The sequence below is a fragment of the Eggerthella timonensis genome (assembly GCF_900184265.1).
Lineage (GTDB): Bacteria > Actinomycetota > Coriobacteriia > Coriobacteriales > Eggerthellaceae > Eggerthella > Eggerthella timonensis.
The window spans coordinates 3,584,606-3,599,498 of record NZ_FXXA01000002.1 but is presented as its reverse complement, the minus strand read 5'-3'; the positions used below and the strand labels follow the sequence as shown (position 1 = coordinate 3,599,498).

The 14,893-nt window shown below is 66.4% G+C and carries 9 protein-coding genes; 4 read left to right on the top strand and 5 right to left on the bottom strand.

The features are described from left to right. Positions 1-53: 53 nt before the first annotated feature. A complete protein-coding gene (locus tag C1A15_RS15385; protein WP_101723381.1) occupies positions 54-1,586 on the bottom strand; it encodes a vWA domain-containing protein in 1,533 nt (510 codons plus the stop codon). Positions 1,587-1,758: 172 nt separating this feature from the next. Here C1A15_RS15385 and C1A15_RS15380 point away from each other — a divergent pair, with 172 nt between their 5' ends. Both C1A15_RS15380 and recN read left to right on the top strand, forming a co-directional pair. After that, entirely contained in the window at positions 1,759-3,681 is a 1,923-nt protein-coding gene (locus C1A15_RS15380; RefSeq protein WP_101723380.1) for a leucine-rich repeat protein, read from the top strand. A 172-nt stretch (positions 3,682-3,853) separates the two neighbouring features. After that, positions 3,854-5,527: a DNA repair protein RecN gene (gene recN, locus C1A15_RS15375; protein ID WP_101723379.1), complete on the top strand. Its 1,674-nt coding sequence runs from the start codon at positions 3,854-3,856 to the stop codon at positions 5,525-5,527. Positions 5,528-5,549: 22 nt separating this feature from the next. Here the strand turns inward: recN and C1A15_RS15370 are convergent, their stop codons facing one another. The 4 genes from C1A15_RS15370 to C1A15_RS15355 form a co-directional block, all read right to left on the bottom strand. Beyond that, a complete protein-coding gene (locus C1A15_RS15370; protein ID WP_101723378.1) occupies positions 5,550-7,034 on the bottom strand; it encodes an MFS transporter in 1,485 nt (494 codons plus the stop codon). Positions 7,035-7,263: 229 nt separating this feature from the next. Further along, positions 7,264-7,791, bottom strand: a complete 528-nt coding sequence (locus C1A15_RS15365) for a PadR family transcriptional regulator (RefSeq protein ID WP_101723377.1) — start codon at positions 7,789-7,791, stop codon at positions 7,264-7,266. Between the two features lie 131 nt (positions 7,792-7,922). Then, the gene (locus C1A15_RS17090) at positions 7,923-10,367 is read right to left on the bottom strand and encodes a hypothetical protein (protein ID WP_180953121.1); all 2,445 of its coding nucleotides are present in this window, start codon (positions 10,365-10,367) and stop codon (positions 7,923-7,925) included. 128 nt (positions 10,368-10,495) lie between these two features. Next, entirely contained in the window at positions 10,496-12,496 is a 2,001-nt protein-coding gene (locus C1A15_RS15355; RefSeq protein WP_101723376.1) for an MDR family MFS transporter, read from the bottom strand. Positions 12,497-12,708: 212 nt separating this feature from the next. On the opposite strand from C1A15_RS15355, the gene C1A15_RS15350 reads away from it, so the two are divergent. Then, positions 12,709-13,347, top strand: a complete 639-nt coding sequence (locus C1A15_RS15350; protein ID WP_101723375.1) for a TetR/AcrR family transcriptional regulator — start codon at positions 12,709-12,711, stop codon at positions 13,345-13,347. An 871-nt stretch (positions 13,348-14,218) separates the two neighbouring features. Further along, on the top strand, positions 14,219-14,845 hold the full coding sequence (locus C1A15_RS15345) for a tryptophan transporter (protein ID WP_101723374.1): 627 nt from the start codon (positions 14,219-14,221) through the stop codon (positions 14,843-14,845). Positions 14,846-14,893: the final 48 nt, after the last annotated feature.

Below are 14,893 nucleotides of genomic sequence, written 5' to 3'. Positions count from 1 at the left end.
CTTCCTTTCCAAAATGTCCCAAATGGGGACTGTCTCCATTTGGGACATGTTCCTCAGTCGTTCAGGATGACGGTTTCGTCGAGCTCCACTTTCATAGCCCACGCGGGAACGTGCGGGCTGGCGGCGGCGGATGCGTCGTCGACGAAGACGAACGCGGTATCGTAGTCGGGCTTGCGGGCCGGGTAGGTGCCCTGGCCGTCGGTGAAGTAGATGAGGCCGCCCAGGTTCGTGAGGTCGCCGCGTTCCACGGCGTCGTCGACGTAGGCGAACACGGGGCGGAAGTCGGTGCCTCCCAGCCCCTTGATCTCGAGATCGTCCAGGTAGTCGTCCAGATCGCGCAGGTTCGCGATGCGGGCGACGTCCGTGATGGCGGCGTCGCACTGCACGATGAGCACGTTCATGTCGGCGAAGAAGCTCGTTTCCTGCTCGAGGATGGCGTACGTCTTCTCGATGAAGCGGCGCATGAGCCCGTCCTTCGTCGAAGCCGAGGTGTCGATGGCGATGACGAAGTCGCGGATGCGCTTCTCCTCCACGTACTCGAGCGGCTCGATGAGCGGCAGGTTTCCGTAGCGCTCCAAGCCGTAGCAGTAGTAGACGTAGTCGAACTCGTCGTCGTTCACGCGGATCTGCTCGCCCATGCGGGCGAACTTGCGCAGGAATTCGCGGTAGTCCTGCTTCTCGCGCGTGACGGCGCGCAGGTTCATGGCGAGGTTCGCGCCTTTGACGCCCCAGAGCTTGGCGTAGGCGTCCAGCTGCACGCCCATCTCGAGCGCGGCGTTCTTCCATTGTTCGCGCGAGCGGTCGAGGTTCACGGTGTCAGCGAACCGCTCGCCCACGGAGGGCTTGGCGTTCTCGGGCGCTTCCTTCTGCGTTATGTCGTCCGGGTCCATGCCGCGTTGCGAGGCGTGGCTGCGCTTGGCGCTGGCGGCGTCCGGCGGCAGCTCGGCGTCGGTGCCGCTCTCGGCGGGTCCGGACGCGGGCGCCGTGGACGAGCCGTCCTCCTGCTCCTCGGCGCGCCGGCTCTCCTCGGTGACGTCGCCCTCGCCCTCGGCGGCCATCAGGCGGTACCAGGGATCGTGGTCGTCCACGTAGAAGGGAGCGCGCAGCTCGGCCAGCTCGGAGGCGTCCAGGCCCTCGTCCTGCAAGTAGCGGTACACCGTCTCGGCGGTGGCCAACGGCAATGCCGCGTCGATGCGGGCGAGCGCGGCCTGCTGCCGCGCGGCGCGCGCGGTGCGGGTGGCGGGCAGGTCGAGCTCGGCGATGGTGCGCTCCGCGACGATGTCGCAGGCCGCGTCCCAGCGCGCCGCGTCAACATGCGGCCCGGGATAGAGGTGGAGGAACACGTTGTGCAGCACGATGTGAAGGTAGGCGCGGGTGAGCTCAGCCGGCTCGGCAGCGTAAAGGCGTGCGAGCGCGGCGGGATCGTAGCGGAGTCGCGCGCCGTCGGTGGCGAGCGTGGAGCCCGCGACGGGGAAGGGATGCAGGCGCGCGAACGCGGCGTTCATGAAGCGCAGGTTCACGAGCAGTGCGTTTTTCGCGAGGTCGAGGGCTTGGCGGGCAAGCGGCTCGGCAGCATCGGACGCCATGGGGCCTCCTTCGACGGGCGTTTCGTGCGGCGGCGGGCGGCATGCTCGTTGCATGTGCGCGCGGCGCGCGTCGGCTTGACGCTTGCCATCGCCACCACGGGCAGTGTAGCATGGGGGAAGCGGGTGGTAAACACGCAGCGCGGCGATAAGTTTTGGGAGGTAGCACGAAACTATGCCTACGGATGATCTGGTGTTCTACGATATAGAAACCCCTATCGACGAACTAATTGTGCAAGTGCACGAAAACGGGCCCACGTTGGCGCCCTCCGAGGTGGACGTGGTGGACGCGGCGCGCGCGGTCGATGGCGAGGTGTGGTCGCCCCAGCTTCCGGCGTATCAGGCGTGGGCTGCTCAAGGCACCGAGGAAGGCACCGACGGCGATCTGCTGGTGGTGGGATCGCTGGGCATGGGGCTTTCGGACGAGGAACGCGAGGCGCTGCTTGCCCAGGCCACCGAGCGGGAGCGGCGAAGGGACGCGGCGCGGGCGGAGGGCGCGCAGCCGGAGGCGATCGACCTGCGCGGGGCGCTGCGCGTGCGTCGCGACGAGGACGGCTACGCCATCGTGGCGGTGGACCTGCGGCGCTTCGCTGCGGCCTGCGGGCAGAGCGAAGGCCTCGTGGTGAACCTTCCCGCGCACCTCGGCGGCGTTCCGGTGGTGCGCATCGCGGCCGAGGCGTTCGCCCGTCGTTTTGTGCAGGGCGTAGGGGTGCGGCTGCTCGCGATTCCCGATACGGTAGAACGCGTCGGCGCGAACGCGTTTCTGGCGCTGTCGGTGCAGCATATCCACGTGGGGGCGGGCGTGCGCGTCCTGGGCGAGCAGCCGTGCGACCTCGCCGGCGTCTCGCCGCGCCTCAAACGCCGCGAGTATTCCGTCGACGCGCGCAACGGGCGGTTCTGCGCGCGGGACGGCAACCTGTTCGCCGACGGCGGGTCGACGCTGTTGTTTTTAGCCTCGCCGTACGACGAGCGCATCGAGCTTCCCGCAGGCGTCGAACGCATCGGCGCGTCCGCGTTCGCCGCCGGGTGCGAACCTCCTTCGGTGGTGTCGTGCCCGCCGACGCTTGCGCGCGTGGATGCGAAGGGCTGGGACGATGCCGTGTGGCTGTGCCCGCCCGAAGCGCTGGCGCATCGCCCGCTCGCCGCTCGCGGCGTGCGGCTGGCGGGTCCGCGAGCGGTGGAGCTTGACGGATGCTGGTACGACTTCGACGACGCTGGCGCGGTGCTGGTGGCCGGGCCACCCGCGCCCACCTCGGTGTCCAAGCGGTTCGCGGCGGCCGCCGCCGTGCGCGCGGCGACGCTGCGCGGGCAGAGCGCGGTGGAACAGGCGCCGTCGCCGGGGCAGGTGGCGCACGTGGCCGCGCATTCCGCCGCGCCGGAGGACGCGCTCGTGCTGCCGCGCTCGGTGGAAGGCCGCCCGCTCGTCCGCGTGGGCGTGCGCGCGCTGCCCTACGCTCCCGCATCGCTCGTGGTGGCCGATACCGTGCGCGTCGTCGAGCGCGACAACGCATGCCGCAACGCGAAGCGGCTCGTGCTTCCCGAGGGGCTCGAGGCTATCGGGCCCCACTGCTTCTGCTCGCGCATCCTCGAAGGGCCCGTGTCTATTCCGGCCAGCGTGCGCTCCATCGGGGAAGGCAGCTTCGAGTACGCGGTGTGCCGTCTCGAGCGCACGGGAACGATCGTGCACGTATCGGCCGATCAGCTGCTCACGTGCTTTCTGACGGACGCGGAGGACGGCGTGCCGTTCGACTACGGGCGCTACGACGAGCTGCTGCGCTCGGGGAAGAACCTGCCGGACAAGCTGGGTGCGGTGCTGCATCGGCTGACCGTGCCGTACCGCTTGGAGGACGCGACGCGCACGGCACTCGTGGCGTATCTACGCGATCACGAGCGTGAGGCTCAGGAGCGGGTGGCCCAGGAGGGAGACCGGGCGATGGTGGAGGCGCTCGTGCGGGACGGCTTCATCGACGAGCGCACGTTCGACCGGCAGATCGAGCTGCTGCGCGCCTGCAACCGAACCGACTGCGTGCTCTACCTCATGGAGCAGCACCGCGCCCAGTCCAAGCCGACGAGCGTGAAGGATCGCTTCGCCCTGTAGGCTGACGGCGACCTGGCGTTGGCGTCGGCGTTAGGGCTGCGCAAGAACGGCGTGAGAACGGCGTGAGAACGGCGCTGGGTTTGCGCGACCGGGGGATTCTCCTTCAGCGAGGCACTTCGGCGCTGGTATACTTGATGGTTCCAGAACGATCGAAGGTGTGAAGAGGTGCGCGATGATCGATGAGATCCAAGTTGAGAACCTCGCGTTGATCCGCGAGGCGACGCTCGTGCCGGCGCGCGGGCTGACCGTGCTCACGGGCGAGACGGGCGCGGGCAAGACGGCGCTGCTCTCGGCGTTGAAGCTGCTCATGGGCGCGCGCGCCGACAAGGACGCCGTCCGCGACGGCGAAGAGTCCCTTGCCGTGTCGGGGCGGTTCTACGGCGTCTCGCTCGACCCGCTCGAGGCCGAAGACGCCGATGCCGATGCCGACCTACGCGAACTCGTGGCCACCCGTCGCGTGACGGCGGACGGCCGCTCGCGCGTGTCCATCGACGGCCGCATGGCCAGCGTCGGCGAGCTTGTCCGCGCCGTGGCGCCCACTATCGACCTGTGCGGCCAGCACGAGCACCAGCAGCTCATGAAGACCTCCCAGCATGTGCGCATGCTCGACGCTTGGGCGGGCGAAGCGGTGGCGCAGGCGCACGCCGCGTACGAGGAAGCGTTCGCGACGGCGAACGCGGCTGCGGCCGAGCTGGCGCGCGTGCGCGAGGCGGGCGAGGCCTCGTCGGCCAAGCTCGACGAGGCGCGCTTCGTGCTGCAGCGCATCGACGCGGTGGATCCGCGCGAAGGCGAATACGACGAGCTGCTCGAGGAGCTCGCGCGCGTCGAGCACGCCGAGACGCTGGCCGTGTCCGCGAATGCGGCGTATGAGGCGCTTGCGGGCGAAGAAGGGGCCATCGACGCGCTGGGCAGCGCCATCTCGGCGCTCGACGGTGCGGCTCGCTTCGATGCGAAGCTCGGCGAGTTCGCCGAAGCGCTGCGCGAGGCGGGCTACGTTTTGGAGGACATGGCGCGCGAGACGCGCGACTACCGCGAGGGCGTGGAGTTCGATCCGGAGGTATTGGCGCAGCAGCAAGAGCGCATGGCCTCTCTGCAGGGGCTCCTGCGTACGTACGGCCCGCGCATGGAAGACGTGGTCGCGCGTCGCGCCGAGGCGGCCGACCTCGTGTCGCTCGTGGACGACGCCGCCGAGCGCGAACGCGCGGCGCAGCAGGAGCTCGATCGGGCCGAAGAGGCGCTCGCGCAGGCGGCGGCCGCGCTGTCCGAGGCGCGCGCCGAGGCCGCGCCGCGGTTCGCCGAGGCCGTGTGCGCGCAGATGGGCCGCTTGGAAATGGGCGGCGCGCAGCTCGTGTGCGACCTCGTGCCGCTCGAGCGCGACCGGTGGACGAAGGTGGGGCCGCAAGCGGTGGAGTTCCTGTTTCGCCCGGGTGCCGGAATGCAGGCGCGCCCGCTCGCGCGCATCGCGTCGGGCGGCGAGGTCAGCCGCGTCATGCTGGCGGTGAAGGTGGTGCTCGGCGAGGCGGACGAGGTGGACACGCTCGTGTTCGACGAAGTGGACGCGGGCGTGGGCGGCTCGACCGCCGTGGCCTTGGCCGACGTGCTCGCCGACCTTGCGCGCACGCACCAGGTGATCGTCGTCACGCACCTCGCGCAGGTGGCCGTCCGCGGCCAGGCTCACTACGTGGTGCAGAAGGCGGCGGGGGACGAGGGCGCCATGCCCGAGACCGATCTGCGCCAGCTGGACAGCGCCGAGCGACCCGCCGAGATCGCGCGCATGCTGTCGGGCGACGCCACGGAGACGTCGCTCGCCCACGCGCGCGAGCTGCTCGAGCGGGCCGCCGACTAACGCGTGCCCGTCGCCTCGCCCTCTACCTGCGACGCTCGATGAGCCGCGGAAGCGTGCCCGACAGCGCGAGGCCCGCGACCGCCGCGCCGATACAGAGGGCGAACACGGGCAGCGCGGCGCTCGCGAACGACGCGCCGGCAACCGCGCCGCATGCCGCCGATCCCACGGTGCCGCCCAGTCCGCGGAAGAACAGCGCGAGGGAGGTGACCTTGCCCATGTCGCGCGGCTCCACGGCGGTTTGAGCGGCGATGTTGGTTATGGGCATGTTCACGCCGATGCCGAATCCCAGCACCGCCGACGAGCACGCAAGCTGCACCATGCTGGTTGCAGGGCCCACGAGGCACAGCAGCAGCGCTCCGATGCCCAGCACGAGGAACCCGATACGGCTGATAGCGCGCATTCTCCCGTTCCTGCCGAACACCCGCCCTGCCAACGTGCTGCCCACCACGAGCGCCAGCGTCATGGGGATGGTGGCCAGCGCCGAGGCGGTCGACGAGAGCCCCAACCCTTCTTGCACGAACCGCGGCACGAACATCACGCCGACCAGTAGGGCGAACTGCGAGCAGAACCCCATCGCCACCGCCCCGTTCACTTGCGCGCGGCGGAAGAGCCGAACCGGCACGATGGCGTGATCGCGGCGTCGTTCGACCAGCACGAGCACGGCGATCATGACGACGGCCGTCGCGAGGAGCCCGAAGAACGGCACGGAGAACCAGGCGAACGCGCTGCCGGTCAGGCTGAACGCAAGCGTGAGCGGCACGATGGCGGCGGCTGCGCACACGGCGCCGGGCAGGTCGAACGACCGCTCCGCATGGGCTTGCTTCCCGGGAAGGAACCGCACCACCAGCACGAGCGCCACGATGCTCAATGGCAGGTTGACGAGGAATATCCAGTGCCAGCCAACCGTGTCGGCGATCAGCCCGCCGGCCAGCGGCCCCGCGATGGAGGCCAAGCCGTACATGGACGAGAGGATGCCCATGTACTTCCCGCGCACGCGCGGCTCGAACAGCTCGGCCATGGCGATGAACACGCCGGCCTCCACGAGCCCGCCTCCCACGCCCTGCACGGCGCGCCATGCCGTGAGCGCGTCGAGGCTGTTCGACAGCGCGCAACCGGCCGATGCGACGGCGAACACGCTGATGCCGCAGGCGAACACCCGCTTGTGGCCGAAGCGCGTCGCGCATGCGCCGCACAAGAGCGTCGCCAGCGTGCAGGTGAGCAGGTACGAGGTGAACGGCCAGGTGTAGTGGTCGAAGCTGCCCAGGCCCGCGGCGATCTTCGGCATGGCGGTGCTCACGATGGTAGCGTCGAGCGCGGCCATGAACAGGCTCAATGCCAGTCCTCCCAGCACGGCGGCGGTGGGGAAGGGCTTGCTCTCCATCTGCGTCCGCCCGCTGCGCCGGGCCGCGCCGCTCGCCGCGCCCTCGAGCGCCCTGTTGCGCGCGGCTGCGGCCGAGGTGCGCGTTCCCGCGTCGAGCGCCTGTTCCCTCAAGTCTTCCACGTCCATGATTTCTCCTATCTACAATACTACTATCAATGATAGTTAGTGCTTAAAAAAGAAACCGGTTACCCGGTTCGTCGGTTCCTGCGCACGCCGCCGCGTCCCTTCCGCCGCGCCCCCATGTGCAGAGTCCCTGCTCAACGCAGGGGCGACGGGATGCAAGAGGAGGAGGCGGGCGCAGGGAGCATTCGTCGGCACGATGTTTCACGTGAAACATTCGTTCGCGTCTTGCCGCTCAAGCATCGCCGTACAGATCCTTCTCGAACTGCTCGAGGTGCTTCGCAACCAGGCGGTACGTGCCGGCGCACAGCTCCATCGTCGCTCGCGCCTCGAGGCGTTCGTATGCGGGTATGAGCGTATCCACGCGCTCCGCCGTGCTTCGGTGCGTCTCGATGAGCTCGTCGATGAGGGCACGGCCGGTCTTCTCGTCTACGAGGCTGATGTTCGCCAAGACGGGCAGGAAACCGAAGTCCACGCGCGCGGGCAGCGCGGCGGCCTCGTCCATGAGCTCGGCGAAGCGGTCGCGCCCTTTGTCCGTGATGGTGTACACCGTCTTCTCGGGCATCTCGCCCTCCTTGACGACGGTGCCGTCGGCGTAGCCTTCGTCGCACAGGCGGATGACGTTGCGGTACACCGACGGCGAGCTGATGCGTATCCAGCGTCGGACGTTGCGTTCTTCCAACGTCTTGTCCATCTCGTACGCGCTCATCGGTCGTTCGATGAGCGCGCCCAGAATCATGATCTCGATCGACGTGCTTGCCATGCCGGCTCCTTCCTCTCACCGCTAATACTATCATTGATAGTAAAAAATGCAACGGGAAATGTTCAGGGCCCAAAATGGAGACGGCGGCCATGAAGGCCGCCGCTGTGGATGGGGGCTTGCCGCTCGATCACCTACGACTGGTTTCGTCGATTCGCTCGGCGTTGTGCTGCGCATACGATCAGGACACATCCGGAGAACAGGGCGAGGCCGAACGCCACCTGCGGCAAAGCGGTGTCGCTAGTCGCTGCAAGTGCAGTGGCCGACGTGCCGTTTGCCGCCGCCGTTGTCGTTGTCGACGGCGGCGGCTCGGGCGTCGATGCACCCGGCGTTACGGGCTCTGGCACAGGATCTGCCGGGGGTGCGGGTTTTGGATCGGGCTTCGGTTCGGGGTCGGGCACCGGCGCAGGATCAGGGTCCGGATCGGGGCTCGGGCCCGGCTCGGGGTCCGATATCGGGATTCCGCTTGCTGCGAGATAGAGCGGGCTTGTGACGGCACTCTTCTTGATTGCAAGCGTGCCGGTGGTCGCATCGTAGGTGTAGTCGTCTCCCGCGACGAGTTCCGGGCTGCCCGGCGACTCGTGGTGCAGCGCGATTGTGTCGGGAAGCGCATAGCCCTTGTCGGCCGCGAGCGTGAACAGATTGCTTTCGGAGCTGTCTTTCTCGAAGGTTGCGTACAGTCCGATGTCGGTGTCTTCCCCTGTGTTGTCGCCAGTGGCCAGCGTCGAAGTCTCGGTGAGCTCCCTGATGGTCAGCCCGGTCAGGCTCAACTTCACCGGGTAAGCGCCTGCATCAAACACTCCGCTCCGATTGATGACGGCATGCTCGAAGCGCCCGCCCGAAATAACGCCACTGCGCCCGTTGGTCACGATGCCAGCGAAATGGGGAATCGTCGTCTTGCCGTCGCCGTCGGTTGCGTTTGAAATGATGCCAACGCTCGATACCGTGCCGAGAAACACACCGCCCGTTATAGCTCCAGGGCCGCTGGAGGTGTTGCGGTTGGCAACGGAACCGCTTTCCAGGAACGTCCCGCCTGCGATGACACCGTAGTTGCTCACGCTACCGTCAAAGGTGGGACCATCCGCCTCGCCGCCCTTGATGGTGCCCGATGCCTCGTTGCCCACGATGCCGCCGAATGCTCCACCGCTGATGGTGCCGCTGCTCTGCACGGAGCCCGAGACGCCGAACGTGCCGGCCGCGATGACGCCGTCGTTCTGGATGACCGACCCCTCGAACGCGCCACCTGCAATAACGCCGTCGGACTCATTGGTCACCACGGCGTCGAAGCGGGGAATCGTCGGGTTGCCGTCGGCGTCGGTTCCCTCCGCGATGGTGTCGTGGTTCTTCACCACGCCCGTGAATGTGCCGCCGTTGATGACGGCGCCTGGCCAATCAACATCGCCGTTGATCACCGTGCCATCGAACGTGCCGCCTGTGATGGTGCCGTCGTCGTTGCTTTTCACACGGCTCGATGAGGCGAACGTTCCGCCTGCGATAATGCCGCCTTCGGTTACGGTGACGGTTCTTCTGAACGAGCCGTCGGCGATAGAGCCCGTGTTGTACACCTCGTCGTCGAACGTGCCGCCCTCGATGGCTCCAGCGGAACGGTTCTCCACGTAGGCGCTGAACGTGCTGTTGCCCCCAATGACGCCCGCGTTGTTCACGTTGATGTTGAACTCACCGCCGCTGATGGTACCGTTGCTCTGAACGGAGTTGTTGTTGCCGCCGTCGCTATACGCGCCTCCCGAAATCACGGCGCCTTCGTAATTGGTCACATAGTCGTGGAACGTGCCGCCCGTGATAGTGCCGGCCCCGGCGTTGTTCGACATGTTGTACACGGATGCATGGAATGTGCCGTCCTCAATGAGCCCCCAGTTGCTCACGGTGTCTTTGAACTCGCCGCCCTCGATGGTTCCGCCGAGGTTGCTGGAGCGATTGCCGCTGTTTACCTCTTCGTTGAAGGTGCCGCCTTTGATGATGAAGCCCGCCATCAGGTTTACGTACCCGTCGAACTCGCCGCCCTCGATCGCGCCGCTTCCGATGCCCGTGACCATGCAGTCGAACGTGCCGCCCGTGATAGTACCGCCGGAGGTGCTCACATAAGGGCCGTGCTCATAGCTCGGGTCGTCGTAGAATCTTCCGCCTGCGATGATGCCGGAGTTGCCGATGCTTGCGTTGAACGTGCCGCCCCTGATCACGCCACTCGCTTCGTTGCGCACGGCGAAGCGGTACGTTTTGGACTTGTCGAAGAAGACGCCGTTCTCGATGATACCCTTGTTCCGGATGCGGTTTTCGCCAGAGACGTCGAACGTATACCCCGTGAACGTGAATGCGTGCCCCGCCTCGAGGACGAGCACGTCGTTTTCGTACGTCCAGCCGTCGCCCGACGCGCTGATCGGCGAGCCGTCTGCGCCGATCTCGATCTCGACAGCGATGTGGGCGCGGGAATCGCCTCCTTCGTCCGAAAATGCGACGCTCGGCGCGAGCGAGCAGACAAGGGCCAGGATTGCGACCAGGGGGAGCAGTCGTTTTCTCACAAAGGGCCTCCTTCGAGTACGTTGACCCTCGAATGCTAGCATGGGGGAAGGAGCTGCAGGCACTCCCTGCGAAACCAGGCGGATACGCTGCGAAAAAAGGCGGCAGCCATCGGGCTGCCGCCTTTTCGGAACGGAACAAGGATGCGACCGGCACTCGAGCGGGGGCGGCCCTAGATGGACGAGGCCACCGCCTCGTCGTCGGGAAGCGCGGCGGCTTCCTCGGCGCGTTCGAGCTTCGACGGCCCGTCGGGGCCGTCGCCCGCGGCCAGCGCCTCTTCGCCGCGCTCGGCGAGGTACTGCTCCATGGAGTAGTGGGTGATGTCGGATCGGTTGATCACGCCCACCACTTGGCCTTCGTCGAGCACGGGCACTTTCTTCAAATGGTTCTCGCCCAGCACGCGGCACACCTCGGGAAGGTCGGCATGCACGTCCACGCCGATGATGCCCTTCGCGCCGATGCTCTTCGCCGGCATGGTCATGAGCTCGTCGAGCTTGCGGGCGAAGTCCTGGTTGCCCCCGTCGGCGTCCACGGTCTGCATGATCATGACCACGGGATCCATCATCATGGTGCTGCGCTTCGACAGGTAGCGCATGATGTCGCCGTCGGACACGAAGCCCACGGCCTTGCCGTCCGCGTCCACGAGGGGCGCGGCGCTGATGTGCTTGTCCACGAGCACCTGCATGGCCTCGGCCACGGTGGCGTTCGCGGGGAGCGTGAACACGTCGCGCTTCATGATGGATTCGAGCACCGTGCGGCGCGCGTTGTCCTTGTCCTTCTCGGCGGCCTCGCCCGGCTTGTTCTTCACGAGCGCAACCACCATGACGAAGCCCACGAGGCACAGCACGCCGGCCAGCGCGAACGCCACGTCGATGCCGAAGATGCTGCCTTGCAGCTGCCCCATGGATTCGGAGGTCATGTTCGTGGCGATGGTGGACGCGGACACGATGATGGCCGTGCCCAGCGAGCCCGCTACCTGGCGGAACGTGTTGTTGACCGAGGTGCCGTGGTTCACCAGCTCGTTGTCCAGCGCGTTCATGCCCCAGGTGGTGATGGGCATGTTCACCAGCGACAGCGAGAACAGGCGCACCGTGTACAACACGGTCAGCGTGATGATGCCCGTCTCGGTTCCCAGGAACGCGAAGCAGAACGTGGTGAGCGTCAGCACGCCCATGCCGATGATGCTGAGCACGCGCGGGCCGTGCTTGTCGAACAGGCGGCCGGCGATGGGGCCCATGGCGCCCATGATGATGGCGCCGGGCAGCAGCACGAGGCCCGACACGGTGGCCGAGTAGCCCATGAGCGACTGCAGGTAGATGGGCACGAGGATGCCGGCGGCAAGCAGGGCGCCCTGCACGAGCATGCCGATGATGGTGGCGATGAGGAACTTGCGGTTCTGCAGCACGCGCACCTGCAGCATGGGGTGCTCCATCTTGAGCTGGCGGCGGAAGAAAAACACGAGCGCCACCACGCCCACGAGCGTGCCCGCGACGGCATCGACGCGCAGGCCGTAGGAGCCGATGGTGGACAGGCCGTACAAGAGGCCGCCGAAGCCGAAGGACGACAGGACGACCGAGGGCACGTCGAGGCTGACGTCCTTGTTCGTCTCGCCGCCCTTCTCCAGCACGAATGCGCCGATGAGCACCACGAGCGCCGACAGCACCGTGATGATGTAGAACATGTCGTGCCAGGTGTAGCGGTCGATGATCACGCCGGCGACCGTGGGGCCGATGGCCGGGCCGAACGCGATGACGATGCCGAACAGGCCCATGGCCGTGCCGCGCTTGTCGACGGGGAACGTCCACATGAGCACGGTCATCACGAGCGGCATGAGGATGCCGGCGCCGGCAGCCTGCACGAGGCGGCCGAGCAGCAGCACGGCGAAGCTGGGACCCCAGCCCGCCAGCAAGCTGCCCGCGGTGAAGATGACCATGGACACGAGGAAGAGCCGCTTCGTGGTGAAGCGGTCCGTCAAGAATGCCGTGATGGGGATCATAATGGCATTCACGAGGGTGAAGCCCGTGGTCAGCCACTGCGCCGTGGAGGCGTCGACGCTCATCTCGGCCATGACCGACGGCAGCGCAGGGGCGACGACGGTCTGGTTCAGAACCGTCACGAACGTGCCGAACACGAGCACGGCCAGCATGACGATCTGCTTACGCGATAAACCCATATACCAGTTCCTTCCGAATATGCTCCGCGAACAAAGGCGCCTTTGAAGGGGAGCTTGCAGCGAACCCGACTTCAAAGACGCCCGTTTTCATGCGGTTGACGTGATTTACACTCAGTATAAATATTCATTCGGTAGATGAAAAGTCCTGTATTGAAAAGTTGTGGTACCCTGCACGGAAACGGCACATCATCGGCAGCGAAAGGGCGCGCGTCGTGGAACAGACACAACCTTCGGCGGAAGGTCTGCGGTATCGCAAGAAGCTCAAGGCGCGGCTCGCGGTAGAGCGAGCGGCGTTGGAGCTGGTCATCGAGCGGGGCTTCGACGGCGTGACGGTGGAGGACATCTGCGCCCGCGCCGAGATATCCAAGAAGACGTTCTTCAACTACTTCTCGTCGAAGGCGGCCGCCATCATGGGGCGCATGGACTCGTTTCCCGACGACGAGCGGCTGGCCGAGATCCTCGAAGAGCACGACGAAGCATGCTACCTCGACGTCCTCGTGGGCGTGGTGGGCACGAGCCTTGCGTCGGGCGTGGACGAGAGCATCGTCAACCTGCGCCGCGAGGCCCTGCGCTCCATGCCCCAGCTGTTCTTCCAGGGCCAGCGCGACCTGCTGGCCGTGCAGCGCTCCATCGCCGATGCGCTGCGCGCGTACCTCGCCGAGCATCCCGAGCGCCGCATGCTGGCCGACCAGCCCGTCGAGGAAGAGGCGCTCGTGGCCTCGTCCACGGCCATCGGCCTGGCGCGCACCCGCTCCATGTTGCACGTGTGCGGCGATGCGGAGCCTTCGGCGGCCGAAACCCGTCGCCTTCTCGTCACGTACCTGTCGGCGGGGGATGCTGCTTCGGAGTAGGGTGCCGATCGCGCGGTAGCGTAGTCGAGGCGCTGGAGCCGCCGACGCGCCGCGCTTCGCCCGCGGCGTGCCAGAGAATTCGTGATTGGTGGTCGATTTTGCACGGAATTCACCTGATAAGCGCGTTCTCTTCGTTGAGACATGGGAGCGATTCCGGTTCACTGCGTCATTCGGGCAGGTCGGGAGTTGGCTATTGAAGCTTCTCGCTGGAAGTGAGCTCTGCGTTGATGAATATCGTGCAAATTCGACCAAAACTGAGCATGTTTCTGGCGCGCGAAGCGGAGACAGGCAGCCGCGGCATAGGGCCCCAGCAACGGCGTCAGGGTCTTCGCGCTTGTCGTCGCGGGTTTTGCGTGCCTGACCGCCGATGCCTTGCTCCGCGAAAAACTTCTTGACAGCTTTCCGGACCTCTGTGCTATAGTTTGCGCCACAACTTAATACCTTGAAACCTATGAGGCGAAAGTCAAGCCATCATGAGCACTCACAGAGAGCGGGCGTAGCTGGGATTCCCGCAGTAAGCTGGATGGTAAATGGATCGCCGAGGGAAAGGGGAAAGGGAGGCGCGGTGCGCAAGCAGCCGAACCGACCGAGTATCTGGACCGTGAGCCTGCGTTAAGGGCAGAACATGTGTTGGCATGTTCGTGAGAGGGTTCCGCATCGCGGAATCAACTGTGAAGGTGGCACCGCAGGTTATAAGACCTGTCCTTCGATGAGAAGGACAGGTCTTTTTCATTGTGGGGCGCTGGGCGCCGAAGCCATGCAGTTGGTTGCGCGGGGTCGATCCTCATCCGCGAAGTTCGTGCCGGCAAACGAAACGCCCCGGGAGGGGCAATGACCGGCGGGAACTCCGCCAAAGAAAGGATTGAGGAACATGGAACAGCAGATCAAGCGCGAGGTAGCAACGCAGACGGCAGCGGCGGGCGAGGCGGCAGCGCCGCGCAAGCGCGACGTGGCGGCAGCGCCCAAGAAGGCGGGCCTCTCCACGCAGGATCTCATCCTCATCGCCGTGCTGCTGGCGGCCGGGGCGGTGCTCAAGCTGACGGTGGGCTCGCTGCTCTCGTCGATGGGCATGAAGCCGAACTTCATCATCGCCATGTACTGCCTGGCCATCATCCTGACGCGGCCGAAGCTGGGCCAAGCCCTGATCATCGGCTTGCTGGCAGGGCTCATCTGCCAGATTCCCCTGCTGAACGCCACGCCGCTTTTGAACATTCCCTCCGAGGTTCTCGGCGCGCTCGCCTGCGGCTTGCTCATCAAGGTGCCGATGCGCATCGGCGGCAAGCTCGACCTCAATCCGCTCGTCAACACGTTCGTCTCCACGGTGGTGTCCGGCGGAACCTTCGCTCTGTTGTCGGTCTACATCAACGTCGTGTCCACGGGCGGCGACGTCATGGTGGCGCTGGCGACGTACGCGGCCATCGTGTTCGGCACGGCCACCTTCAACTGCATCCTCGTGCAGGTTCTTGCCGTGCCGCTGAAGAAGGTTCTCAAGCGCTAGAGGTTCCGCGGGCTCACGGCCCGCGGAACCTGCCGACGCTGCGGTCGG